Genomic DNA, 25241 nt, shown 5'->3' with positions numbered 1-25241 from the left:
AAAAATATGAAAACGATTCAAGGGCCAGCGATATTTTTGGCACAATTTATGGGCGACGAAGCCCCTTTTAATTCTTTAGACAGCATCACGACTTGGGTAGCCTCTTTAGGTTACAAAGGAGTTCAAATTCCGTCTTGGGATTCCCGCTGCATTGACTTGCAGAAAGCGGCAGAATCTAAGACCTATTGCGATGAAATCGTAGGGATGTTAGCTGCTAAAGGCTTACAAATCACCGAATTATCAACCCACCTTCAAGGTCAATTAGTAGCGGTTAACCCAGCTTACGACCTAGGTTTCGACGCTTTTGCTCCAGATTCCGTAAAAGGGAATCCGAAAGCACGCACTGAATGGGCGATCCAACAATTGAAATATGCTGCCAAAGCATCTCAAAACCTTGGTTTAAATGCCCACGCCACGTTCTCTGGCGCTTTGATGTGGCACACGGTTTATCCTTGGCCACAACGTCCCGCTGGGTTAGTGGAGCAAGGTTTTAAAGAATTAGGTCGCCGTTGGTTACCCATCTTAAATACGTTTGATGATTGTGGCGTGGATTTATGCTACGAGATTCATCCAGGCGAAGATTTGCACGATGGAGTGACGTTCGAAATGTTCTTAGACGAAGTAAAAGGCCACAAGCGCGCGAATATATTATACGATCCATCGCACTTTGTGTTACAGGCTTTGGACTACAAACAATACATCGACTTCTACCACGAGCGCATCAAGATGTTCCACGTAAAAGACGCCGAATTCAATCCAACGGGAAAACAAGGGGTTTACGGTGGCTACCAATCTTGGATTAACCGCGCAGGCCGTTTCCGCTCTTTAGGCGACGGACAAGTAGATTTCAAAAGTATCTTCTCTAAATTAACCCAATACGGATACGACGGATGGGCGGTTTTAGAATGGGAATGCTGTATTAAAGATCCTGTTCAAGGAGCTACGGAAGGAGCACCATTTATCTCGAGCCACATCATCAAGGCAACCGAAAAGGTCTTCGATGATTTCGCTGGAACCGGAGCTGACGAAGAGTTTAATAAGAAGATTTTAGGTCTATAAGTAAAAAGCCCCCGACGTGTCGGGGGCTTTTTTTCTTTATTCTTTCTCCCAGAATATATAAACAAACCAGGCGGCAGACAACAAAACCACATTCTTGATAATGTATTGCCCTGTCAGAGTCAATGAGAAAAAGGATTGCCACGTATCTTCTACCAAAAACAATACCGGTAAAAAAGTAGTAAATAAATGCCCTGTCATCACCCAAAACGCGATTTTAGTCAAACGAGGAGACAACCACAACATTCCAATCGCACACTCCCCTATTCCTAAAATCAACAGAAACGTCTGAATGCCCATGAAGGGCTCTAACGTGATATTAAAAAGCTTAGACACAATTCCTTCTGCCGGAGAAGTGCCCAAAACCTTTAAAAATCCAAACCAAATATACACCACCGCGATCATCGCGCGGTTTAACCAAGCTGCCGTAACAAGGGCTTGGAGGCGTGTTTTGCTAATAGTTACCATCGTGTTTATAGTTAATTAGCCCCCTCTGATTTCGCTCGTTGCACGGCGTAATCACCAATTATCTTTCCGTGTTTTCCACCCATCGTACAATCCACTCGGAAGTGAATCAACCCATAGACGCGAGAATCAGAGGCCTGTTGTGCATTCGCCATAAAGGTATTCGCCCTATCCGGAAAAAAGTCTGCTAATACAGCTGCTGCTGCAAATGAGAAGGTCGAGTGACCTGACGTATAACTAGGAAAATTAGGCAACCCAACAGAGGTCTTCAAATCGAACTGTTGAGGACGAGGACTATAATAAAAATATTTTGTTTCCCAACAAGCCACACCTGCATCCATCAAAGCCGTTCCTACATAAGCTAACATACGCGCCATCCGAACCTCTGAGTATTTTGCGTCTACACCCGCTTCACACGCATAGCGATGCCAGTGTCCTGGTGGCGTATACGAGCCTGGTCCATCTGCCCAGTAATTAGCAATGGCTGCTTGTTCTCTAGTTTGGGTTTTGTTAATGGTCTGCAATTCCGCCAAATCTTTATTAAATGCTTCGGAACCTGGCAAATAAGGAATAGCTGGACGAATCGACTCTAAGGTGGTTCGGTCAAAATTCCACGTTTTTACCGCACCATAGTTTGGCAACATCGGCGGTCGTGCGGGCAATTCTTGACTCGCCCAAACCGTGGTAAATCCGATTGATTTTGCATGTGCAATCAAATCAGGTACGATCGCTTGGTTATTTGAGGCGCTCATACCATCCGTTTTCGCTCTAGCCATTACCTTAGCTGCTACAGCAGCACCTAAATTAGCCCCTGCAATCACGTCCGAATTCACATTTGTTTTAGCCCAAAGCGGTACATTTTTAGCTTCCGCTAGTTTAGCCGCTAAAAAAGGTCCCTCTCCTGGAAACATCGCTAATAAAATCACATAGCTTGCTTGAGCCACCACCGCATCTTCAGATGGATAGGCTGGTAAAGTCGAAACCGGCAACAAAGGTTTAATAGAGGCATCCAAAACAGATGGTGCAGGGCGATTGTATTGGTATTTATACTTCCAGGCGCTGACTAAGGCATCGTATTGCGCTACACTTAGATAAGCTAAAGCTCTAGCTGTATAAGGCGGATTAGCAAAAGGAAATTTAGGATCTGCCAAAGGATCCGCTGCATTAGGCACCGGATAAACACCCGCAGCATTTGCAGCCGGAGGAATGTTATATCGAGCTGCTAATTCTCTAGCAATTTCATTCCAACGCAATACCGCTCCGGCACCCCAATAGAGTACCGCTGCTTTTTGAGAAGCCGTCACTTCGATAGACTTCAACGAATCTACTTCTTTCTTATAAGCAGCATCCGAATTTAAGCCAGGCAATACCACTTCCGTAGAATTGGTTAAAATAAAAGTTTTCCAGTTACCGGCCGCTTCATCGACTTTAGCTGGAGAATAGGGTTCGATAATCGATTCAGAGACCGATTTATCGCAGGATACTAAACCTAGTAGCATCCATAAACTTAACATATATCTCATCTTATTTGATTTTAAAAAGGTATAGTAAACCAATGGAAACGGTCGTACTTTGACCCACATTTTGGCCATCGACTACATAGGCAACGCGCGCATTCACCCCAATGGACTTAGGTTGGTATTTTCCATACATTCCCACAGTAGTCATCGTCATATCATTCGTCAAGAAAGGCATATCATTCCGGCGAATGTCATCACCTTTTGTACACGAAAAATGTTCAGCAAATACTTCTAGTTGATTATCTTTTTTCAGATAGCCCAAACGAAGAGCCGCATCAAAGGCATCCGGAACGGCTACCTGATTAGTTTGGTACAACTTAGAACCCGCTAGATAGGAATCACGATCTGCTTTTACCTGACTTCTCGCTTGATAAGCGATCGAGGAATTTACATATAAATGCTTTGGTAAAGCATAAGAAAGCATTCCACGAACCACCATAGTTTTTGCTCCTAATCCAATCGACATAGGCATAAAATCCGGCACATAATTCGTTACCGGGATGCTGAATCCCACCACACCGTGAGCCGTGATACCATGGTATGCCTTCGTTTTTGTTTTAACAAACACAGAGGCATCCTGCAAACCTTCTTGACCCATTAAATTGCCTTGACTTGCATCTGTCTTTACGTAAGGAACCATCGCAATCACATTAATGTCCCGTGTAATGCCGTAGGCAATCATCGCAATAGCCGATTGAGTCGTTAATCGACCAATATTGGGATTATCCCGTTTTAATCCATTTTCCCAATAAGTAGTCCAAGAACTAGTACCATAGACCAAAGCCCCACAGGCTAGTTTTTTGTTCATATAGATCGCGTCATGAGGCATTTGTGCCTTTAATCCGACGAAACCTAGCAAACAAAATAAAAGAGTACATAACTTTTTCATTTGCTTCATTTTAAAAATAATACACCATCGCCTGGGACAGATTTGTCCTAGGCTAAAAAGGGAATCAAAAAAAAATTAAGCTTGCCGCGGCGGCGAGAAAAAATCAGACGAGAAGTCTTTGGTAGATAAAATAGAATGAATGGGCGCCTCAATCGAAACAGGCCATTCGATAATATAAAATACCCAGCCAGACGACTGAGCACAATATTCTTTTATTAGGGTATTGATTAATTTCGATTTAGCTGGGGTCGAACCCGGCTCATCCGTTAAATGCTCATTCACTTGCTGTGCTAAATCGAAGAAATTTTCGCGGGCATTTCGGTCTTTTACCATGACCGTCACCAAGGTATCATTTTCCACCTTACGCTCCTTCATTTCGTAGAATTCATCGCCTTGACGAACGGAACCCTCTACTTCTTCTGAAGAAACCCAATCCGTTTGGTAAGGTAAATTAATAGGGATTTTAATGACTACCGTTTCTTCCGTCTCTGAATCAATCGCTACCTTATTACCTTCGGATAAATACTGCAATGCAAATCCACCTGCTTGATAAAGCAGAATTCCGAATAGCATTATGGCAAGTATTTTTTTCATTCAAAGGCAAAAATAGGCTATTTTTCGATTACTGTGCCTAATTCCTGGGAAATATTTTTTTGAATTTCTTTCAAACGGATGAATTCGTTGAAGACCTCCCCCATTTCTGAGGCATCTGCTTGCAAGGATTGTAAACGCGAAAGTGTTTCCTGCAAATGCTGATCGTTATACACTTTTCTCAAGCGCAAGACATTTTTATAGGCTAAATCCTCCAACATTTCTTCATCCGTATTCACCCGAATCTCGTGCTTATCCTTCCATTCAGAAGAAATAGAATGCTTATCGGAGGAGATATTGATGGAGAAAGACTGAATTTCTTCGTCGGTATGATGCAGAAAGAAATCAGCTTGAGGAGCTCTTTTGGCAGCAAATTCCATTTTACATAAGTCCAAAATCCGAATAAATAAAGGCGTTTGAAAAACAGTGCCTTCTAATTCATCGATGAGATAATGTACCACTGTTAAACCGGGTGCCTTCTCCGGATTAATTTCTAAGTGTCCGTAATTGATCATCAATCGAACACATTCTAATTCTTGGTAATAGGCTAAATTTTGAACCTCTAAAGGCTGATCCGCTCCCACCGGTTCAATAAGATCCCGTACCTCCGCATATTGCAGCGCTGAGATTTGTTGAGGATCAGAACTGGCGCCCTTTATTTTCTTCAGCTGAATCTTATTCAATTCCGCTAAAAGGACATCTTCGTCCATCCGCATCATGGCCGCGGTCTTTTGAATGAAAAGACTACGCTGAATGGCATCTGGAATTTTAGAAATGGATTGAACCATTTCCTTTATCATTTCTGCTTTTTTGAAAGGATCGTCCCCAGCTTCTTCTTTAAAGAGATTCGCTTGAAAAGAAATCACATCCTTCGCTTCCTTTTTGATATACTCAATGAAGGCCTCTGAACCGATCTTTCTGACGAATGAATCGGGATCATTTCCTTCCGGAAAAACGACTAAGTTAACTTGCAATCCTTCTTCGAGGATTAAATCCATTCCTCTCAAAGCGGCCTTAATACCCGCCGTATCCCCATCATATAGCACTGTCACGTGTTGCGTGAAACGACCAATTAATTTGATCTGCTCGATGGTTAAAGAGGTGCCAGAAGAGGCCACCACATTTTTAATGCCCGCCTGATGTAAGGAAATAACATCCGTATAACCTTCTACCAGGTAACAAACATCTTTTGTGCGAATTTCATTCTTCGCTTGCGCGATGCCATAGAGCGTCGCTGATTTATGGTATACTTCGGTCTCGGGGGAATTAAGGTATTTGGCCTGATTCTTCGCATCATTTCGGAGGATACGCGCGCCAAAAGCAATAATCTTTCCAGAGACATTATGAATCGGAAATATGACACGGTTACGGAAGCGATCGTAGACCTTTCCGTCGTCATTCTTTTGCGTGACTAGTCCCGCTTTTTCGATTATTTCTTGAGTAAAACCCTGTTTTAACGCTGACTTCAGGAATGCATCCCAGGCTTCTGGGCTATAGCCTAAATCAAAGGATTGAAGCGTCGCATCTGAGAATCCACGCTCCTTAAAATAAGGCAAGGCGATTGATTTTCCTTCTTCTGTATCGTATAATTGTTTTTTGAAGAATTCTTTCGCGTATTCGAGGATGATAAGTAAACTTTCTCGTTCGTTTTGACGTACGAGCTGATCATCTGTCATTTCCTCTTCTTGGATGTCAATGCCGTATTTTTTGGCCAAATGACGTAAAGCCTCTCCGTAACCTAGGCCTTCCATATCCATCACGAAACGAACAGAATCGCCGGCCTTACCACAACCAAAACATTTATAAATTCCCTTCGCGGGCGAGATAGAAAAGGACGGAGTTTTCTCTCCGTGAAAAGGACAGCAAGCCCAATAATTCGCCCCTTTTTTCTTAATCGTTACATAATCCCCGATCACGTCTGCTAACGCAGCCGTTTGCTTAATTCGCTCGACGGTTTCGGGATCAATGCGCATATTAAAATAATAAACCGGCTAGAGTTGCAGATAAATAAGAGGCTAAAGTTCCTGCGATCAAGGCCTTAAAGCCTAATTTCGCCAAATCTGAACGACGTGAGGGAGCTAATTCTCCGATACCCCCGATTTGGATCGCAACAGAAGAAAAATTAGCAAAACCACAAAGTGCAAAGCTCGTAATCGCGATCGTCTTAGGATCTAATGTCGCTTTTAAATGCACCATATCTAAATACGCTACAAACTCATTCACGACCATTTTCTTACCCATTAAAGCACCAGCCACCTCGATATCTTGTGCTGGAACGCCCATTGCAAAAGCGAAAACGGAGAATACTTTTCCTAAAATAGTGTTCATCGATAACTCAGGGTAATTAATCAAAGATCCAATGTGGCCTAAACCTAAATTCACTAAAGCAATCAAGGCAATGAAACCAATCAACATGGCAATCACGTTTAAACCTACTTTTAATCCTTCGCTTGCTCCTGCAGCAATCGCATCCACTAAATTAGCATGTGTTTTAGATAATTCTAATTTCACTTCTCCTTGCGTTTCCGACTTCTCGGTTTCAGGGAACATGATTTTGGAAATAACCAAAGCCCCTGGAGCCGCCATTAAACTAGCCGCTAATAAATACGCAGCGGGAACACCTAAGGAAATATAAACGGCCATTACTCCTCCTGCAATACAAGCGAATGAGCCAGTCATCGAAGCCATTAACTCCGAGTTCGTCATATTTTTCAAATAAGGTTTGATCATGATTTGGGCCTCTACTTGACCTACAAACGTGGATGCCACATTCGAAAGCGCTTCTGCCCCACTCACACCCATTAACCTGTGAACACCCTTACCAATAAAGGAAACAACACGTTGTAGTATGCCTAAATGATAAAACATGTTCACTAGAACGGCCACAAAAATGATGGTAGGAACTACTTTAAAGAAGAATATATAATCATTACCTGGACCAAAAGCTTTTATCATCATGTCGCGATTCACTAAGGAACCGAACACAAATTGAGCCCCTTTATCCGCTTGCCCTAAGAGTGTATTGATGGCATCACCTAACCATTGAAATAGGTTTCGGCCTACTTCCGTCTTCAAAATGAACACAGCTAACAACACCTGCATTAAAAGACCTACCCCTACCGTCCGGTAATTGATTGCTTTTCGGTTATTTGACATTAAAAATGCCACGCCCAAAATCAATACGATACCGAGCAATCCAGTAAATCTTTCCATGTGTTGTTTGTTGGTGTAATCAGCCTATTTTTTTTCTAGTTTTGTTTCTAGGCTAACAGTAAATTTATCAAATGCTAATTCGGCAACCAAATCCTCTTCTTTGATTTCAAAAAATTTCGTATGTATATCAAAAGGAATATCACTGTCAATTTTCCAATACGTGCCATCCTCCTGCATCTCATAAGAATTCTTCGTATCTCGTAGATTCCAATCTAAGATGGTGATAGCTAAGTTTTTAGCGCGCGTATTCACTAATTCAAAAAGAGACTCAATACGTCTATCAAAGCTTCGAACCATCACATCCGCACTACCACCATAAATTGTAGGAGCCCCGGCATTATGGAAGTAATAAAGTCGTGTATGCTCTAGATATTCTCCCACAATCGACTTGATAAAGATATTTTCTGATAAGCCCTTCCTTTGTGGACGCAAACAACAAATTCCACGTACAATTAAAAGGACTGGCAAACCCGCTTGCGACGCCTTATAAAGCGCTTCCATCGTCTTTAAATCTTGCAATGAATTAATTTTCCAGCAAATACCCGCTGGCAAACCTTCTTTGTGATTCTTCACCTCATTCTCGATCATTTCAATCAAGCGATTCCGCATATCGCGAGGCGCAGTGATTAAATGCTCATAATGAGTGGGCATCGAATGACCCGTTATTACATTAAAGAACTCGGCTATATCTTGTGTAATACGCGTATCCGTTGTTAAAAGTCCAATATCCGTATATAATTTTGCTGTATCCTCATTATAATTTCCAGAAGATAAATGAGCATAACTCACCACATGATTCCCCTCATTACGAATGACTTGCAATAATTTCGTATGCGTTTTTAATCCTGGAATACCATAAATCACGAAACAACCTGCTTTCTGTAATCTAGTCGCCTCCTTTATATTATTTTCCTCATCAAAACGGGCCTTCACTTCAAATAAAACAGAAACGTGCTTCCCTTGTTCAGCCGCGCGTAATAAAGCACTCGAAATACGCGAATTTTTCGAAATTCGATAGAGCGTTATTTTAATTGCTAGCACATTCGGATCATCCGCCGCTTGCTCTAAGAGTTGAATGACCGGCTCAAAATTATTATACGGATGGTGCAATAAGATATCACCCCGCTTAATCGTATCGAAAATATCATCGATTACGACTGATTTTAAGCCTAAGGCTGGAACAACCGCAGGACTTATAGCCTGATGTGATTTGAATTCCGGGTGTTTTAATATTTGCCAAAAAGACGTAAAGTCCAAAATGGAGTTCTTTACAAAAATGTCAGCTTGATCTAGATTCCAACGCTTCAACATTTCAGTCAATAAGAATTCCGAATGAAACTTCTCCACCTCTACCCGCGTCACCCGACCCAAACGACGATCTTTGATCTTCTTCTTTACTTCATCAACAAAATCCGTATCCGAATCCTCATGCTCCACTAAATCAAAATCCCCATTCCGAGTAATGCGGAATAAAGTCGTAGATTCAATTTCCACATTTCGATATAAGAGCTGTAAATGATGGCGAATAATTTCCTCAATCGGGACAAATAACACTTTATCATCCCGCTCAATCACATAGAAACGCTTTAAATTTAAAGGGATTTGGACGAAAGAGATTTTTTGTTCCTTTTCATTCCTCGTCTTCTTCTTATCCGAAAGACCTACCGTCACTACCCCAAAAATCAAGGTCTTCGCCAGCAAACTTGGGAAAGTATGCGTATGATCGAAAACCATCGGGGTTAACATCGGATAAATAGTCCGTTGAAAATAAGACGCCACTTCTTCTTTTTCCTCCGCATCTAAATCATCTAAGCAAGCTAATAGGAGTCCATTCTCAGGGAAAAGAGGTAAAATTTCCTCCATGAAAAGACGGTGCTTCTCCTGTGTAAATTCCTGTGCTTCGTTAATTATCGCTTGCTTAAAGGGAATCTCACGCAAGCCACAATAATCCGTTCTCTCTTTCCCTAAATCGATATAATTTAACAAAGAACCCATTCGGATAGTAAAGAACTCATCTAAATTAGAGGCCGTAATAGCTAAGAATTTTAAGCGATCAAATAAGGATTTCGAACTATCTCTAGCCTGATCTAAAACGCGCTCATCAAACTTTAACCAAGATAAATCGCGGGAGATAAACTTTGCCTTGGCAATAGTTTCATTCGACTTTTGAATTGACTTATCTATCTTCCGATTTTGCTCTCTAGGAGCCATCAAATTAATCTTCCAATTCGTAGGCGTAAGTAAAGACAAAAGATTCCCAGTAAGGGAATCTTTTGTCTCTTCGTGTTTCAGTATTTTATCTAATTCACTCATAGGTTATTCAGTAGGGACTTGATTTTTAATTGCTTGGTAATCAGAACCTAATCGCCCCATTTCGGTAGCCAAAAACTTCTGAAGTTCTAAATTAAACAAGCGTTTCTCCTCTTCTGTTAAGGAATTGTAAAAGTCCTTCAACTCTTGATTGATCTTTTGCTTTTCTTCTACGGTTTCCGCATGAATGCCACGCAAATGATAGGATTTAAAATCAAAACTCATTCTAAACGTCTACCTTAGCGTATTTAGCATTCTTTTCAATAAAGTCACGACGTGGCGCCACTTCATCACCCATCAGCATAGAGAACAATAAATCTGCATCAATGGCGGATTCAACAGTCACTTGCTTCAACGTACGGGATTCAGGATTCATGGTTGTCTCCCATAATTGCTCCGCATTCATCTCTCCAAGACCCTTATAACGTTGAACACCCACATTATCTTCTTTACCTCCACCAGCTAATTCCTGAATAGCTTGTGCTCGTTGATCTTCTGTCCAAACATAACGCACTTGCTGCCCCTTCTTCACTTGGTAAAGCGGTGGCTGTGCGATATAAATACATCCACGATCCACTAATTCACGCATGTAACGGAAGAAGAACGTTAAAATCAACGTACGAATGTGGCTACCATCAATATCCGCATCGGTCATGATGATCACCTTGTGGTAACGTAATTTATCCATATTTAACGCACGCTCATCTCCATCTTTTCCGAAGGAAACACCTAACGCCGTAATCATATTCTTAATCTCTTCGTTCTCGTAGATACGGTACTCTTGTGCTTTCTCTACGTTCAGAATCTTTCCACGTAAGGGAAGAATCGCTTGGAATGCACGGTTACGACCTTGTTTCGCCGTACCACCCGCTGAATCTCCCTCGACAAGGTAAATCTCACAGGTTTCTGGATCAGAATCCGAGCAATCGGCTAATTTACCTGGCAACGAGTTAGAACCTAAAACTGTTTTACGCTGTACCATTTCACGTGCCTTACGAGCAGCATGACGCGCTTGCGCAGCTAATATAACTTTAGCCACGATTTGACGAGCCTCTCTAGGATGCTCTTCTAACCAAGACTCTAGCATATCTGACATAGCAGAAGAAACCGCACCAGATACCTCGCCATTACCTAGCTTGGTCTTTGTTTGGCCCTCAAACTGAGGCTCAGCCACTTTCACTGAAATAACCGCCGTCAAACCTTCCCGGAAGTCATCCCCTGCGATGTCAATTTTTAATTTTTCTAAAGCACCTGACTTATCTGCATAATTTTTCAACGTACGAGTCAATGCTCCACGGAAACCCGCTACGTGCGTTCCTCCTTCGATCGTATTAATGTTATTCACATAAGAAACCACATTCTCCGAGTAAGATGTGTTATACATCATCGCCACTTGAACAGGTACGCCATTCTTATCGCCTTCCATGTAGATAGGCTCAGAGAGTAATGGCTCACGTGTCGAATCTAGATACAAAACGAATTCACGAAGACCACCTTCAGAAAAGAATTCATCTGATTTAGCTACGCCCTCTTCATCTAATTCACGCAAATCCGTTAATTCAATACGGATACCTGCATTTAAGAACGATAATTCACGTAAACGACCTGCAACGGTTTCATATTTATATTCAGTTACGGTAAAAATCGATTCATCCGGCTTAAATAATACCGACGTACCCGTACGATCCGTAACACCTACTTCTTTCACCGGGTATTGAGGAACTCCAATTTTATATTCTTGCTGGTAAATTTTACCATCTCTACTGTAAACAGTTACTTTTAAATCAGTCGACAAGGCATTCACACAGGAAACCCCCACACCGTGTAAACCTCCTGAAACCTTGTACGTGTCTTTATCAAATTTTCCACCGGCGTGTAGAACGGTCATTACTACTTCTAGTGCAGAACGTTGTTCTTTCGTATGCATGCCTGTCGGAATACCACGACCATTATCTTCTACTAAAATGGAATTATCCGTATTAATGGTCACCTTAATGGTGTCGCAATGGCCTGCTAAGGCCTCATCAATCGAGTTATCGACAACCTCCCAAATCAAGTGATGTAGACCCTTAAAGCCGGTATCACCGATGTACATGGAAGGACGTTTACGAACTGCCTCTAATCCCTCTAAAACTTGAATATTATCTGCACCGTAATTTGCCCGATCTTCAGCTGATGAATCTTTTGCTTCTGACATAATATTATTTAACTGGGTTAAACGGAGGGATAAAAACCTCCGCATTTGTTGTTGAATTTAATCCTTAAAAATAGTAATTTTAACTGAATAATCCTAGTGTTTGAAGTGACGAATTCCTGTCATTACCATCGCTAAATCATTTGCATCGCAGTAATTTATTGAATCTTGATCTTTGATGGATCCGCCTGGCTGTGTAACAGCCACAATACCTGCATTTCCAGCGATTTCTACGCAATCAGGGAATGGAAAAAATGCATCTGATGCCATTACTGCACCAGTTAAATCGAAGCCAAACTCCTTCGCTTTGTCGATCGCTTGTTTTAAGGCATCTACGCGAGAGGTTTGGCCCACTCCTGAAGCCAATAACTGACCGTCATTCGCTAAAATGATTGTATTCGACTTTGTATGCTTACAGATCTTTAATGCGAAGGCCAAAGCCCGCTTCTGTTCGTCTGTCGGAATGCGTTTCGTCACTGTTTTGAAATCTTCTACACCCTCCATCACTAAATCCTTATCCTGCTCTAAAACACCGTTCAACAGGGTTTTGAACATCACTTTAGGGGAAGCTACTTGGTTACGTTTTAATAATATACGATTTTTCTTCGTCTGCAAGATTTCCATAGCCTCCGCTGTAAAGTCTGGCGCGATCAAAATTTCACAGAATAACGGATTAATCGATTCTGCCGCTGCTTTATCCACCGTATTATTCGTCGCTAAAACACCACCAAAAGCAGAGATAGGGTCACAAGAAAGTGCCTTATCGTAGGCTTCCTTTACGGTAGAACCAGTCGCCACACCACAAGCATTCATGTGCTTGATGATCACGAAAGCTGTTTCCTTAAACTCATCTAATAAAGAAAGACACGCATCTACGTCTACTAAATTATTATAAGACAATTCCTTGCCGTGTAATTTATCGAAAAGTGATTCTAAATCTCCGTAGAAAGTACCTTGCTGATGCGGATTTTCTCCGTAGCGCAAGCTATGTGCTGGCAAGGTCGTGTAATTAGCTAAATCCGCTGATTGACCAGCGAAATAACGTTGAATAGCTCCATCATAGTGAGAAGAAACTGCGAACGCTTTACCCGCAAAGCTTCTACGCTCTTCCAAGGATGTCGAAGCAGAACCATGTGCTGCAAAAATAGCTGACACCTCCGCATATTGATCACGTGACGAAACAATTAAAACATCGTTAAAATTCTTCGCACCACCACGGATTAGAGAAATACCACCAATGTCAATTTTCTCGATAATATCCTCATCTGAAGCCCCAGAAGCTACTGTTTCTTCAAATGGATACAAATCCACCATCACTAAATCTAAGGCTGGAATGTCGTATTGTTTGGCCACTGCAACATCTTCAGTAAGATCCCGACGGTGCAAAATTCCACCAAAAACTTTCGGATGTAGGGTCTTCACGCGACCGCCAAAAATGGACGGATAACCCGTTAAATCTTCGACTGCAATCACGGGAATACCTAATTCTTCGATGAAAGACTGTGTCCCTCCCGTAGAATAAAGTGTCACTCCGTTCTTATGAAGCTCTTGAATAATGGGCGCTAAACCGTCCTTGTAATAAACCGAAATTAAGGCTGATTGAATTTTCTTTACTGACATGGGGCTTGATAAAATTGAAGCCACAAAGGTACGAAATTCAGCCCAAAATTCGTCTATTTTTTAGCCATTTTTTGGTAGCGCAATAAGCCTTCTAAATAATAGTAATCCGCATAGATTAGCGGTACGTCTATCTCCGAATTCAACGATTTCGCTCCCACACAGTGCTTGATCAAGAAGTGATTATTTTCGCCCAAAGCCGCCCGGTAAGCCGGCGAAGAAAGGGATTCTAACATCTTCACCGCATCTGCATAGTAACGCTTGCCTTTTTCCCCAGAATACGTACTCAATTCTAATAAGGCTGACGCTGCAATCGCAGCCGCTGAAGCATCACGCTCTTCTGTAGGAATGTTAGGCGCATAAAAATCCCAATAAGGAACCTTATCAGCCGGCATATTCGGGTGATTTAGATAGAAATCAGAGATTTTTTGCGCGAAATCCAAGTATTTCAGATCCTTCGTGTTCCGGTACATTTCCACATAACCGTACATCGCCCAGGCATGCCCACGTGTCCAGGTCGATTCATCTTGGTAGCCTTGGTGTTGTTTTTTGGCCAAAACCTTACCATCCACATCATAGCAAATCACATGATAACTCGAAAAATCCGGTCTAAAATGATGCTTCATCGTATTATCCGCGTGAATAATAGCAATCTCTTTAAAACGTGGGTCACCCGTCTCGCGTGACGCCCAGAACAATAATTCCAAGTTCATCATATTATCAATGATTACCGGATATTTATAACCACCTTTAAAACCATTCCAAGACTTAATCAAACCAATCTTAGGGTCAAAACGCGTCGCTAAAGACTTAGCCGACTGAATCAATACCTTCTTATACGCTGGATCTTTGGTCAAGCGCAACCCATTCCCGAAAGAATCGTACATCATAAATCCTAAATCGTGTGTCCCTGTGTTATACTGCTCTTTCTTCACAGCCGCCGTCCATAATCTAGCAGCAGACTCCCACTTCGGATCTTTTGTCTTTTCAAATATATACCAAAGTCCACCCGGGAAAAATCCCGAACACCACCAATGGGACGGCTTATTGCTATACGATCCATCTTGTTTTGCGGAGTGAATGGTCGTACTTGTATCTGGTCGAGCAGCAAGCATCAATTGATACTGCTGGCCAGCTAAGGCAATTTGTTTATCTACGTCGGTTTTCTGTGCGAAAAGGGAGGTGGAGATTAAAGCGATTAATAGAGTTAGTTTTTTCATAGGTTTATTATTTAAAAAGCATAAAGAATAGAGCACTCTTTTAAAGAATAGAGCATAAAGCACAAAGAATAAAGTTGGCATCTCCTACGGAGATATTTTCATGAAGTATTTTCCCATAATTCATCCGCGCAGCGGATTCAAACTTTATGCTTTATGCTCTATGCTTTATTATTTAATTACCTGCCCATCCAACCGCCATCAACGGTTAAAATGGTTCCATGTACATAATTAGAAGCGTCAGATGCTAAGAAAACCACTGGACCTTTAAAGTCCTCCGGTTCTCCCCAACGTCCTGCCGGTATTCGTCCTAAAATGGAGCTGCTGCGATCTTTATCTTCGCGCAATGCCGTGGTATTATCAGTAGAAATATAACCTGGAGCAATCGCGTTCACATTCACACCCTTCCCAGCCCATTCGTTCGCTAAAGCCATCGTTAAACGAGCTATTCCTCCTTTGCTTGCTGCATAGCCTGGCACGTTAATTCCTCCTTGGAAACTTAATAAGGAGGCGGTGAAAATGATTTTGCCACTCCCTTGAGCAATCATTGCCGAACCGATTTCACGGCTCAATACAAACTGAGACGAAAGATTCACTTCCAAGACCTCATCCCAAAATTCATCCGAATGTTCCGCCGCTGGATTGCGCTTAATGGTACCCGCATTATTTACTAAAATATTGATGCGGGGATAATCCGCCTTTAATTGCTTGATAAAAGCGTAAAGCGAATCTCGATTCGAAAAGTCTGCTTGGTAGGCTTTGAACTTGCGCCCTAAGCCGGTAACTGCTTTTTCGATGTCAGACCCGGACATTTCCAACGAAGCCGAAACACCAATTATATCTGCACCAGCCTCCGCTAAACCGAGTGCCATCGCCATTCCAATTCCTCGCTTGCATCCCGTAACTAGCGCTATTTTCCCTGTTAAATCAAACGTATTTTTCATATTATTTCAAATTTACGGCGGAATCATTGATTTGGTAATTGTACTGCTTCACTAAATCCAGCATGGCTGCTCCGGCTAATAAAACAGGACCATATCCATGCGCCGCATAAGGTGAGATTGGACGGTGGTAGTAAAATGCCGGGTCCCAGGCTAAGCCTGTTCCCACGCAAGTGCCTTCTACTTGACCTTTTTCGTTTACTTTGGTGTTTACGGCATTCCAGCCTAAAATGGCTGCGGGGCCGAAGATTTTAGGGTCTAACCAGCCTTTATTGATTCCTTTGGCCATCACATAGGTATAAATCGCCGTGCAAGAGGTCTCTAAATAGGAATCGTTTTTATCTAATAACTGATGCCAAAACCCGGTTCCATCCTGCAAGGCCATCAGCCCTTTCAAGTGATTTTTTAATTGCTTTAACATGTCTGGTCGGGCCGGGTGATTCGCCGGCAAATGCTCCAGTAATTCAGCATTCGTTAACAAGGCCCAGCCATTTGCTCGTCCCCAATGGAATTCTGGGTGTTCCGTAGCGTCCACTAAATAACCGTGCATATAAATGTTATGGCTGGGATTGAACATCCGCTTTTGGTAAGCATTAAACTGAAAAACGGCCTCCTTGTACTCCCCTAATTGCAATAAGGCAGGAATTGCCATATAGACATCATCTAACCATAAAGTGTTTTTCAGAGGGCGAATTCGCACCAATGTACCATCGGGTAAACGATGCTCTTCATTTAATATAAAATCGGAGGCACGTTTCGTGATATAAGACATGTCGGTGGTGAAGCCTGCTTTATTTGCTTTAATCACCGCCATCCCCATCGCTCCGATATCATCCAAGGCGCGAGGATGCACTAAACCTCTCAAAACGTGGGATTGGTTCGCTGGTATCTTTATCGCCTCGGGTACGGCAGAATTAATCAAATTCAATCGATTAAAAACATAGTCCTTGTATTTCACATCACCGGTCACCTCCGTTAAAGCTAACATACCGGAATAAGTAACTCCCCATTCATATGAAATAGGTCGAAAATCACCTTGGCTAAAAATGGCATTCGCGTTATATGTTTTCACCTCTGCTCCGGTCGTCTTATCTACAAAACGGTTGGGGGTGGCCACCTCTAAGTAAGAAAATACTCGATCGATCGTTTTTTGGATATTTTCGACTGTGGGCGCGCCATAAGGCGTAGGGTAATCAGGCTGCAAGGCATGCAAAGGCGCTGTGGCATCAGATGCGCTGGTGATGTTTTTTTGACCCAAAACAGACCCAGAAAGCAACAAGAACAAAAATGTATAGCGCATAAAAAAGGGGTTCTCTCTATTAAAGCAGAGAGAACCCCAGAATTACTATAATCGAATGACTATTTTTTCATTTCAATACCCGAAATCTGCAACACAATTTGTTGTTCTGTCGCTTTCGGATTCACTGCCACAAAATACAGATCGTGTGATCCAGAAGTGGCTTGAATGGCTACTTTTTGGGCAGCAGGGCCAGACATTCTTCTTTGACCCGCAGGTGCTGCTGGAGCTGCTGGAGCCGCAGGTGCAGCTGCTGCAGGTGCTGCTACGCCTGTTCCTAGTGGAGCCCCTTTTCCTGGGGTTGCTGCAGCTGTTGGTGGTCCACCAAATCCGCCTTGAGCCACTTCAATAGAAGCAGTTTTACCAATGATGGCCCCCGTAGGAGAATCCAAGTGAATTTCAATTAAACCTCCAGCGGCATTTGCTCTTGCTTGTGCCGAAGCAGCAATCTCAATCGTTGAAATACCTGTTAAATCTAGGTCTTTATAGCCCAAAAAAGGATTTTGGCCTACCATATTCGTCGAACGACCTGGCGTAATTAGTTGCAAAATTCCTTTAGATACATCTGCTTTCTCCACATTTAACGATGGATGACGCAAGAACAACCACTTCTCCGATTGAACCGGAGCAATTTTCTTATTCCCTTTATCTAAATAGGTCGCACGTACAATGAATACCCCTTTCGACGCCGACTGATCAGCTGGTTTCTTTAATCCTAATTCACCTGCTAAAGCAATCGCGTTACTAGCTTTTGCATCGCCTAAACTTACGATATAATTGACCATCGCTTTCGCATCCGCTTTCGAAATGTTCGGGTGGGCAGACATGGCATGCTCTCCCCAAACTCCCATTCCACCTGAAATCACCTTATCAGATAATTTCTCTACCATATCTTGTCCTTTGTACTTCTCAGCTACCTCCTTATAGGAAGGTCCTACTGAACGAAGGGACATTTGGTGACATGATTTACAATCGCTTGCGTTGATTAAACGAAGACCTGCAGAAGCCAGTAAATCGCTATCAGCTTTGCGGTGTGATTGTGCCATCTCGATAGGATCATAACCTGAAGCGATATAATCAACCGTCGTTGCTACGGCCTCCGTCTGAATTCCCATTCCTAAAGATCCGTCTTCCTTATCATCTACCTTCACTTTGTACTTAAGTGGCTGCCCTTCGAAGTAGAATGACTTATTGCCTTCCACCGCGATATCCACTACAGGAGCTTCGTTTCCGACTAATATTTCCAAAGAAGTGGTATTAGACAATCCCTTCGGATCTGATGCTTTCAATATAACTTCATATTTTCCAGCGTCTTTTAAGCTCAAAGTAGGCGAAGCACCTGTTAGATTCTTCACGAATACCCCCGTTTTCTTCACTGTCCAAGTATAGCTTAATTTATCACCGTCGTAATCTTTAGTACCCTCCGCCGAAAGCGTCGTAGTAAATGGAGCGGCACCCGCCTTTTTAGCTGCCGATGCTTCTACATAAGGCTTACGGTTACCACCTTGGTATTCAATCTTAACCAAACGGGCATTTTCATTGCCACGGAACCAAGCTGATCCATATTCTAAAACATATAAATCTCCTTCAGGACTGAAGTCCATATCGATCGCAGAACCAAAAGTCGTCGAAGGCATAAAGCGCTCCATCGATTTGTAATCCCCTTTTTCATCCATAGTCACGGCCATAATCCAGCCACGCATAAACTCAACGATTAACCATTTGCCTTCATAATAAGAAGGAAATGCCCGTTTCGCAGCAGCAAAATCTGACTTTCTAAAGACCGGACCACCCGTCGCCGAACGACCAGATGAACCTACTAATGGAAACTCCTCTGAAGTTCCATATGGATACCAAATCATCGCCTTCGTCGCCGCAGGCAATTCACGTAAACCTGTATTGTTAGGCGATTCGTTAATAGGTGCAGCTGGATTGAACTTAGGTCCAATAGCCATTGTCTCAAAATTCACATCAGTATAGGCTTGGTTATTTCCAATGAAATAAGGCCAACCATAGTAGCCTGGACCTTTGGCCTGATTAAATTCATCATAACCACGAGGACCTTTTTCTGAATCCACCGATGCATCCGGACCTACTTCGCCCCAATACAAGAAACCTGTTTTAGAATCAATGCTAGGTCTCCAAGGATTACGGTGACCCATGGTATAAATCTCAGGCTTAGTCTTAGGCGTGCCTGGAGAAAATAAATTTCCTTTAGGAATCGAATACGTTCCATTCACTTCTGGGTGAATGCGTAAAATCTTTCCACGTAAATCATTCGTATTCGACGCACCGCGTTGATCATCCCAATAGGCTTGACCCGGACGCTCATCGATAGGCGCATAACCGTCTGAATTACTGTTACTTGTATTATTTCCTACCGTTAAGAATAGGTTTCCTGATTTATCAAAAACCATGCCACCACCGGTATGACAACATTCCTCCCGCTGGGTAGGAACCTCTAAAAGCACTTTTTGCTGCTCTACTAATAACTCATCACCACGCAATTCCATACGAGCTAAAATATGTTTAGTCTCGGTCGGATGCGCATAATAAAGATATAACCAGTGATTTTTGCTGAAGTTAGGGTCCAAAACAATGCCCATCAATCCCTCCTCTGCCACACGTTCTTGGCCTAGGCGGTTCTTGTATTTCGTGTTCACATTTAAATGAGCGATTACCTTCGTTTCTTTGGTCTTCGTATTATAGGACTTCACATCCCCTTTTCTTTCAACGAAAAGAATACGTCCATCCGGCAAAAAGGTGAACTCCAAGGGCTCATCTAATTTGTCCACTAGGACCGATTTAACAAAACGATTTTCATCTGGGGCCTGCGCAAGCGACTGCAGCACAGGAAAAGCCACTAAAAGGGCGAGGGTAATTTTCTTAATCATAGGTCTAATTTAGTATTATGCAAAAATGATACAATAATTGGTTTTTTAAAAATCTGTAGGCAAAATTGAGACGAAATGCCGGTTTTTAGAGCACAAAGAATAAAGTCCGAAGGGAATTAGTCCGAAGGAATCAATCAGAATTCATCCCCACAGGGGATTCCTACTTTATTCTTTATGCTTTATTCTTTATTAATATATTTACAAGATGAAAACAATACTCACTCTCCTACTACTTGTTCCCTCCCTCCTATTTGCTCAAACAAATAAAGACGAATCCGATATCAAATCTGTCCTGAATACTCAGATTATATTTTGGAATAAAGGCGATGTTAAAGGCTTTATGGAATATTACGAAAAATCGCCTAACCTAAAATTTGTTGGGAAATCAGGCGTCGTATCGGGCTGGGAGGCTACTTTGCAACGCTATTTGAAATCCTATCCCAATCGCGAGACGATGGGTACCTTGGATTTTGACATTCAAGAAGTAGATGTTACCGAGGGAAAAACGGCTTATGTGTTAGGCCGCTGGCATTTAACCAGACCTACCGTAGGAGATGCTGGTGGATACTTTACTTTGTTGATGAAGAAGATTGATGGGAAGTGGCTGATTACTAGAGATCACACCTCGTAGTAGAGTATAGATTATAGAGTAGAGAGCAAAGATGGTTTTATTTTATCTTCACTCTCCTAACTCTAATCTCATTTCCTCCGGACTAGCAACTCCCGTCTACTGATTACTGGATACTAGATACTGACTCTTGAAAAGACATAAAACATCTCCCCTGCAATCTGTCTTGATCTTGCATCGTATTGCGAAGCCTCCTCAGGGCTGTCATCAAAAGCTTTTGGATCCTCATAACGCACCGGAATGCGAGCTTCAGCACCTGGAATGAACGGGCAATTTTCGTCTGCATGAGAACAAGTCATTACAGCGGCAAAAATGCCATGCGGATTGATAACGTCATCAACTACTTTAGAGAAAAGGATGATGGGGCGTGCATCCTGTGTGTGCAGTACAAAATAAATCGGGTTGGAATGACCGTGTTTGGAAACAATAAAACCCATTCGATCTAATGAAGCGACTGTGCGTTCGTTACAAGCCGTCACTTCCACTCCACCTGAATAGCATTGGGCGGGAATTTGGAAATAATCAGCGGCGGTTTGGGCCCAGACTTGTGAGAATTGGGAGCGGCGCGAATTGTGCGTACAGATAAAATTCAGGCGAATAGGCTGTTCCTTTTTGCGTTTGTCTTTGATGTAATCGATCAAGACTTGTAGAATTTCTCTGCGCTCAGTTGGGATATCGAGAGAGAGAATTTGGTCCAAATTTTGGTTTAAAATAGCTTTCATCTTAGCAACATCCAGAGCCTGGAGCACAAGCGTTTGCAGCTTGAACCTCGGCTATTTTTAATTTTGGTTTTTCTATGGCGACTGCTTCTGGCGGCATGCAGCAAGCCGATGCATCCTGAGAGGCATAATGTGGGTCATTGAATTCTGCGTCTTCATGGAAATAGTAGACTTCCCACTGAACACCGTCAGGATCCGTTGCCCAGAATTTGTCTTGAACCGCAAAGCAACAAGACGTACCTATTTCTTCTTTAGAAACAATTCCTTGTGTTCTTGCCACTTCTAAACGGGAATTCATTTCTTCCGCTGTCTCTACTTGAAATCCTAGGTGGCCAAAATTCGACTGAACGCGTTCCGAATTTTCAATAAATGAAATAATCAGAGATGGACTATTTAACACGTATTTCGCGTAGCCTGGCTTCACTTTCGTGGCTGGCTGACCGAAAAAAGTGGAGTAAAAATTCACCGATGCCGCTAAATTGCTGACATACAAGGAGACATGCATTCGTGGAAAAGACATATTAACAACAAGTAGATTTTTGTGCAACAAAATAATTTTCAAAAAACTCCCCAAAAAGCTGGCTAAATTCTGCCCATTTTTCTGGGTTAATGCAATAACAAACGGAGACGCCTTCGATGGTTCCTTGAATAAAACCGACTTCTTTTAATTCTCTTAAATGCTGAGAAACGGTGGCTTGGGCTAGACCTAGTTCTTGGACTAAATCTCCGTTGATACAGGTATTGGATTTCACCAAATGCTGTAAAATGGCGACGCGTGCAGGATGTCCGAGTACTTTGGCCATCTGCGCAATCGCATTTTGTTCTTCGGTAAAGAGATCTGTTTTGGTAATTCCCATCTTGTCTGTTATTACATTGCAATATTACGATGAATGTAGTAAATAAAAAAGGCCGAAGCCAATTTTATTTTTAATCTCTATAATTCAAAGCCGGCTTTCGATCACCTAAAAGGGCCTTGTATTTAAATTCTGTTCCTTTACGTTTGTTCCATTCAACTTTAGCGGCTTCAATCAAGGCCGGGTTTTTGAATAAATCCAGGGCTGTTGAGGCTAAGGTTTTGGCAGCCACCATCATCCCTTTCTTCCCTATACTCATACCACCTGCTGCTACCGCTTGCCAGCTGTGCGCCGTTGTTCCTGGCACCCAAGTTGCCGTCCCTAAACCAATAGTAGGAACTACCCAACTCACATCCCCCACGTCCGTCGAACCACCACCGCTCGGATCAGGACGACCCGGAACCACGGAAGAAGTGGAGGCTAATTCTGTCTGCAACATACCTGGGGTTTGCTGAATCTGTTTGGCAAAAGCCAATTCCGTTGGATTCAAGGTATATCCTCCTACTGCTTGCAAGTTTGCATTCATCACGGAAGCTAATTTATCATTTGGCAATATTTCATACACACCGCCTATTACTTCTAATTCAAATCGAGTTCCCGTTCCTAAGGCAGCACCTTCGGCAGCTTTTTTCAAGCGATTCCAAACATCCGTCACGATATCGCGTTGCGGTGAACGTACATAATAATAGACCTCTGCGAAATCAGGGACGATATTAGGAGCCTTACCCCCATTCGTAATTACGTAGTGAATTCGGGTCGAAGATGGCACGTGTTCGCGCATCATATTCGCCATAAAGTCCATCGCTTCCACCGCATCTAATGCAGAACGCCCTCTTTCAGGAGAGGCGGCGGCGTGAGACGAAAGTCCGTAGAAACGAAATTTACCTGTTTTATTCGCTAAGGATGAACCTGTGGATACGGAGTTTGCATCACTTGGATGCCAGTGCAGCATTACGTCCGCTTCATTAAAAAGACCTTCGCGCACCATATAAACTTTACCTGAACCGCCTTCCTCAGCTGGGCAACCATATAATTTAATGGTTCCTTTTCCGCCGGTTTCCTTTAACCATTCTTTGACCGCAATCGCAGCAGCGGACGAGCCAGTACCAAATAAATGGTGGCCACAGGCGTGTCCTGACGCTCCTCCTAAAGAACGTTTAGTCGGAATCGAATCCTGTGACAAACCTGGTAAGGCATCGTATTCTGCCATAATTCCGATCACCGGTTTTCCTTGACCGTAAGTCGCCACAAAGGATGTTGGTATTCCAGCTACTCCTGATTCGATGGTAAAGCCAGCTTGTTTCAGGGTTTCTTGCAATAAGGCAGAGGATTGTTTTTCCTTGTAACCGACTTCGGCGAAGTTCCAGATTTTCTGGGCGATGGCACTGTAGTGTGATTCTTGTTGTTGAATTCTGGCTAAGACTTTCTTTTTGTCAGCGTCTTGAGCAAAAGCTTGAAGACTAATTAAGGCAAGAATAAGTATTTTTTTCATAGTTGAGGAATGATGAAAGTAAATTTAGAAGGAAGTACGGAGAAATCAAAAACGTCCGAGGTTTGGACTTCTCCATCCACTTGGGCACTTAGTTCGCGACTCGTTTTTATGACGATCTTTTTCTCTTTTGAAAACTCGACGATAGGTAAGTCTACGTGTTTACCAGATTGAATGATGGGCATGTAATAGAGTCTTTTCCAAACAGGGATAGGCTGACAGAAAAGTAGATCGAGCAGGCCGTCTTGCACAGAAGCTTTGGGAAAGAAATGAAAGCCTCCTCCTGCCCGAGAAGAATTGAAAACCATGCATAAAAAGACCTCGCGACCGACCGTTTTTCCGTAGGTTACCGAATAGGTCTTAAACTTCAATAAGTTTGGGATAGTTGCCAAATAATAGCCTAATCCCCCTTTAAAATAGCGAATGGAATCCATCGACTTCAGCACTTCACCTTCGATACCGATGCCGACACCATTCAAGAAAATTTGCCCATTACAAGAACCGGCATCGAAGGCCTCCGCATGTCCCGCTAAAACAGCATCCAGATGTGCGCGCCGTGACAAATTCCCATATAATTTCCAGTAAAAATCATTCCCAGTACCACCTTTAAACAAAGCAATAGGAATCTCGACTGAAGGATATTTATTTACAAAATAATTGAACGTACCATCACCCCCCATCACCCAAACTTGATCAAAATCACCTAGTTCTGAGGGCCACTCTTTCGCAAAAAGCTGAATTTCCCAATCCGTTTTCTCTACTTTTACGACCTCCATCACCCAAGAAAAATAGTTCGCAATCGCAACAGTCCTCTTTAAAGGATTGATTAGAAATGCAATTTTACTACGCATGTATGTAATTTTTCAAGTGTTCAATTGTTTCCAAATGATCCTGAATCGTTGCTTTAATCAAATCATTGCTAGAAATAATCCCAATTAATTCCCCCTTTTCTATGACAGGAAGGTAGCGAATATTGTTTTCTGACATGAGTATCATGCAGACCTCGACCGAACTGCCTAATTCCACGCCTGGTAAATCCGTAGACATAATTTCAGAAACCACTGTATCAGAAGAATTTTTATCAAGTAATATGACCTTTCGAGCATAATCACGTTCAGTCAAAATTCCTCGGTATTTTCCCTGATCCATAACGACCACGGAACCTACATTACTATCTTGCATTAATTGCAAAGCCTCAATAATCTTTGCTTCAGAAGAAATAGAGATGACCACCGCTCCCTTTTTAGTCAAAATGTCATTTACCTTTTTCATAGTCTTTTAAATTAGAATTATATAAATTAATACAAAAATAATTCAATAAGCAACAGATTTAAAGGTGCTGATTAA

22 protein-coding genes are annotated in these 25241 nt (G+C 42.4%); 2 read left to right on the top strand and 20 right to left on the bottom strand.

The genetic code is table 11. From position 1 onward, the window contains the following. The first annotated feature begins 6 nt into the window (after positions 1-6). A complete protein-coding gene (locus tag ACST13_RS00695; RefSeq protein ID WP_459521299.1) occupies positions 7-1059 on the top strand; it encodes a sugar phosphate isomerase/epimerase family protein in 1053 nt (350 codons plus the stop codon). A gap of 36 nt (positions 1060-1095) precedes the next feature. On the opposite strand, the gene ACST13_RS00690 is transcribed toward ACST13_RS00695, so the two are convergent. The 14 genes from ACST13_RS00690 to ACST13_RS00625 all read right to left on the bottom strand — a co-directional run bounded on the left by ACST13_RS00690 (position 1096) and on the right by ACST13_RS00625 (position 20204). Next, entirely contained in the window at positions 1096-1524 is a 429-nt protein-coding gene (locus tag ACST13_RS00690) for a hypothetical protein (protein WP_459521298.1), read from the bottom strand. A gap of 11 nt (positions 1525-1535) precedes the next feature. Further along, positions 1536-3044, bottom strand: coding sequence for a vanadium-dependent haloperoxidase (locus tag ACST13_RS00685; protein ID WP_459521297.1), 1509 nt, complete (start codon positions 3042-3044; stop codon positions 1536-1538). A 1-nt stretch (position 3045) separates the two neighbouring features. Continuing rightward, complete coding sequence (locus ACST13_RS00680; protein WP_459521296.1) at positions 3046-3930, bottom strand: hypothetical protein; 885 nt, start codon at positions 3928-3930, stop codon at positions 3046-3048. Between the two features lie 75 nt (positions 3931-4005). Continuing rightward, positions 4006-4524, bottom strand: a complete 519-nt coding sequence (locus tag ACST13_RS00675) for a hypothetical protein (protein ID WP_459521295.1) — start codon at positions 4522-4524, stop codon at positions 4006-4008. A 17-nt stretch (positions 4525-4541) separates the two neighbouring features. Continuing rightward, the gene (gene dnaG / locus ACST13_RS00670; protein WP_459521294.1) at positions 4542-6494 is read right to left on the bottom strand and encodes a DNA primase; all 1953 of its coding nucleotides are present in this window, start codon (positions 6492-6494) and stop codon (positions 4542-4544) included. Between the two features lies 1 nt (position 6495). Further along, on the bottom strand, positions 6496-7734 hold the full coding sequence (locus ACST13_RS00665; RefSeq protein ID WP_459521293.1) for a NupC/NupG family nucleoside CNT transporter: 1239 nt from the start codon (positions 7732-7734) through the stop codon (positions 6496-6498). Between the two features lie 24 nt (positions 7735-7758). Beyond that, a complete protein-coding gene (ppk1, locus tag ACST13_RS00660; protein WP_459521292.1) occupies positions 7759-10047 on the bottom strand; it encodes a polyphosphate kinase 1 in 2289 nt (762 codons plus the stop codon). Between the two features lie 3 nt (positions 10048-10050). Continuing rightward, a complete protein-coding gene (locus ACST13_RS00655; protein ID WP_459460714.1) occupies positions 10051-10269 on the bottom strand; it encodes a hypothetical protein in 219 nt (72 codons plus the stop codon). Position 10270: 1 nt separating this feature from the next. Then, positions 10271-12241: a DNA topoisomerase (ATP-hydrolyzing) subunit B gene (gene gyrB / locus ACST13_RS00650; protein ID WP_459521291.1), complete on the bottom strand. Its 1971-nt coding sequence runs from the start codon at positions 12239-12241 to the stop codon at positions 10271-10273. Positions 12242-12334: 93 nt separating this feature from the next. Next, the gene (purH, locus tag ACST13_RS00645) at positions 12335-13858 is read right to left on the bottom strand and encodes a bifunctional phosphoribosylaminoimidazolecarboxamide formyltransferase/IMP cyclohydrolase (RefSeq protein ID WP_459521290.1); all 1524 of its coding nucleotides are present in this window, start codon (positions 13856-13858) and stop codon (positions 12335-12337) included. 53 nt (positions 13859-13911) lie between these two features. Next, a complete protein-coding gene (locus tag ACST13_RS00640; protein ID WP_459521289.1) occupies positions 13912-15075 on the bottom strand; it encodes a glycoside hydrolase family 88 protein in 1164 nt (387 codons plus the stop codon). Positions 15076-15251: 176 nt separating this feature from the next. Next, on the bottom strand, positions 15252-16016 hold the full coding sequence (locus ACST13_RS00635; RefSeq protein WP_459521288.1) for an SDR family oxidoreductase: 765 nt from the start codon (positions 16014-16016) through the stop codon (positions 15252-15254). A 1-nt stretch (position 16017) separates the two neighbouring features. After that, positions 16018-17313, bottom strand: coding sequence for a glycoside hydrolase family 88/105 protein (locus ACST13_RS00630; RefSeq protein WP_459521287.1), 1296 nt, complete (start codon positions 17311-17313; stop codon positions 16018-16020). 59 nt (positions 17314-17372) lie between these two features. After that, a complete protein-coding gene (locus ACST13_RS00625) occupies positions 17373-20204 on the bottom strand; it encodes a PQQ-dependent sugar dehydrogenase (protein ID WP_459521286.1) in 2832 nt (943 codons plus the stop codon). Between the two features lie 205 nt (positions 20205-20409). Between ACST13_RS00625 and ACST13_RS00620 the strand changes: the two genes are divergently transcribed. Beyond that, positions 20410-20835 carry a YybH family protein gene (locus tag ACST13_RS00620; protein ID WP_459521285.1) on the top strand — a complete coding sequence of 142 codons (426 nt, stop codon included), beginning with the start codon at positions 20410-20412 and terminating at the stop codon, positions 20833-20835. A gap of 113 nt (positions 20836-20948) precedes the next feature. Here the strand turns inward: ACST13_RS00620 and ACST13_RS00615 are convergent, their stop codons facing one another. The 6 genes from ACST13_RS00615 to ACST13_RS00590 all read right to left on the bottom strand — a co-directional run bounded on the left by ACST13_RS00615 (position 20949) and on the right by ACST13_RS00590 (position 25166). Next, the gene (locus ACST13_RS00615; RefSeq protein ID WP_459521284.1) at positions 20949-21554 is read right to left on the bottom strand and encodes a low molecular weight phosphatase family protein; all 606 of its coding nucleotides are present in this window, start codon (positions 21552-21554) and stop codon (positions 20949-20951) included. Between the two features lies 1 nt (position 21555). After that, on the bottom strand, positions 21556-22071 hold the full coding sequence (locus ACST13_RS00610) for an ArsI/CadI family heavy metal resistance metalloenzyme (RefSeq protein ID WP_459521283.1): 516 nt from the start codon (positions 22069-22071) through the stop codon (positions 21556-21558). A 1-nt stretch (position 22072) separates the two neighbouring features. Continuing rightward, entirely contained in the window at positions 22073-22408 is a 336-nt protein-coding gene (locus tag ACST13_RS00605) for an ArsR/SmtB family transcription factor (RefSeq protein WP_459521282.1), read from the bottom strand. 70 nt (positions 22409-22478) lie between these two features. Then, positions 22479-23897 (bottom strand): amidohydrolase, encoded by a 1419-nt coding sequence (locus ACST13_RS00600; protein WP_459521281.1) that lies wholly within the window; start codon positions 23895-23897, stop codon positions 22479-22481. Further along, entirely contained in the window at positions 23894-24745 is an 852-nt protein-coding gene (locus ACST13_RS00595) for a diacylglycerol/lipid kinase family protein (RefSeq protein WP_459521280.1), read from the bottom strand. Before ACST13_RS00595 ends, ACST13_RS00600 begins: the two co-directional genes overlap by 4 nt. Next, positions 24738-25166: a CBS domain-containing protein gene (locus ACST13_RS00590; protein ID WP_459521279.1), complete on the bottom strand. Its 429-nt coding sequence runs from the start codon at positions 25164-25166 to the stop codon at positions 24738-24740. Before ACST13_RS00590 ends, ACST13_RS00595 begins: the two co-directional genes overlap by 8 nt. Between the last annotated feature and the right edge of the window lie 75 nt (positions 25167-25241).

The organism is Aquirufa sp. A-Brett2-W8 (assembly GCF_054558755.1).
The sequence above is the reverse complement of the archived record's forward strand: the minus strand, read 5'-3'. Positions and strand labels throughout refer to the sequence as shown.

Coding starts and splice junctions, on each gene's coding strand:
- ACST13_RS00690 (WP_459521298.1), bottom strand. CDS start 1,524: ATGGTAACTATTAGCAAAACACGCCTCCAAGCCCTTGTTACGGCAGCT.
- ACST13_RS00655 (WP_459460714.1), bottom strand. CDS start 10,269: ATGAGTTTTGATTTTAAATCCTATCATTTGCGTGGCATTCATGCGGAA.
- ACST13_RS00615 (WP_459521284.1), bottom strand. CDS start 21,554: ATGAAAGCTATTTTAAACCAAAATTTGGACCAAATTCTCTCTCTCGAT.
- ACST13_RS00635 (WP_459521288.1), bottom strand. CDS start 16,016: ATGAAAAATACGTTTGATTTAACAGGGAAAATAGCGCTAGTTACGGGA.
- ACST13_RS00620 (WP_459521285.1), top strand. CDS start 20,410: ATGAAAACAATACTCACTCTCCTACTACTTGTTCCCTCCCTCCTATTT.
- ACST13_RS00600 (WP_459521281.1), bottom strand. CDS start 23,897: ATGAAAAAAATACTTATTCTTGCCTTAATTAGTCTTCAAGCTTTTGCT.
- ACST13_RS00595 (WP_459521280.1), bottom strand. CDS start 24,745: ATGCGTAGTAAAATTGCATTTCTAATCAATCCTTTAAAGAGGACTGTT.
- ACST13_RS00685 (WP_459521297.1), bottom strand. CDS start 3,044: ATGAGATATATGTTAAGTTTATGGATGCTACTAGGTTTAGTATCCTGC.
- ACST13_RS00665 (WP_459521293.1), bottom strand. CDS start 7,734: ATGGAAAGATTTACTGGATTGCTCGGTATCGTATTGATTTTGGGCGTG.
- ACST13_RS00640 (WP_459521289.1), bottom strand. CDS start 15,075: ATGAAAAAACTAACTCTATTAATCGCTTTAATCTCCACCTCCCTTTTC.
- ACST13_RS00675 (WP_459521295.1), bottom strand. CDS start 4,524: ATGAAAAAAATACTTGCCATAATGCTATTCGGAATTCTGCTTTATCAA.
- ACST13_RS00610 (WP_459521283.1), bottom strand. CDS start 22,071: ATGTCTTTTCCACGAATGCATGTCTCCTTGTATGTCAGCAATTTAGCG.
- ACST13_RS00630 (WP_459521287.1), bottom strand. CDS start 17,313: ATGCGCTATACATTTTTGTTCTTGTTGCTTTCTGGGTCTGTTTTGGGT.
- ACST13_RS00605 (WP_459521282.1), bottom strand. CDS start 22,408: ATGGGAATTACCAAAACAGATCTCTTTACCGAAGAACAAAATGCGATT.
- ACST13_RS00680 (WP_459521296.1), bottom strand. CDS start 3,930: ATGAAAAAGTTATGTACTCTTTTATTTTGTTTGCTAGGTTTCGTCGGA.
- purH (WP_459521290.1), bottom strand. CDS start 13,858: ATGTCAGTAAAGAAAATTCAATCAGCCTTAATTTCGGTTTATTACAAG.
- ACST13_RS00590 (WP_459521279.1), bottom strand. CDS start 25,166: ATGAAAAAGGTAAATGACATTTTGACTAAAAAGGGAGCGGTGGTCATC.
- dnaG (WP_459521294.1), bottom strand. CDS start 6,494: ATGCGCATTGATCCCGAAACCGTCGAGCGAATTAAGCAAACGGCTGCG.
- ACST13_RS00695 (WP_459521299.1), top strand. CDS start 7: ATGAAAACGATTCAAGGGCCAGCGATATTTTTGGCACAATTTATGGGC.
- gyrB (WP_459521291.1), bottom strand. CDS start 12,241: ATGTCAGAAGCAAAAGATTCATCAGCTGAAGATCGGGCAAATTACGGT.
- ACST13_RS00625 (WP_459521286.1), bottom strand. CDS start 20,204: ATGATTAAGAAAATTACCCTCGCCCTTTTAGTGGCTTTTCCTGTGCTG.
- ppk1 (WP_459521292.1), bottom strand. CDS start 10,047: ATGAGTGAATTAGATAAAATACTGAAACACGAAGAGACAAAAGATTCC.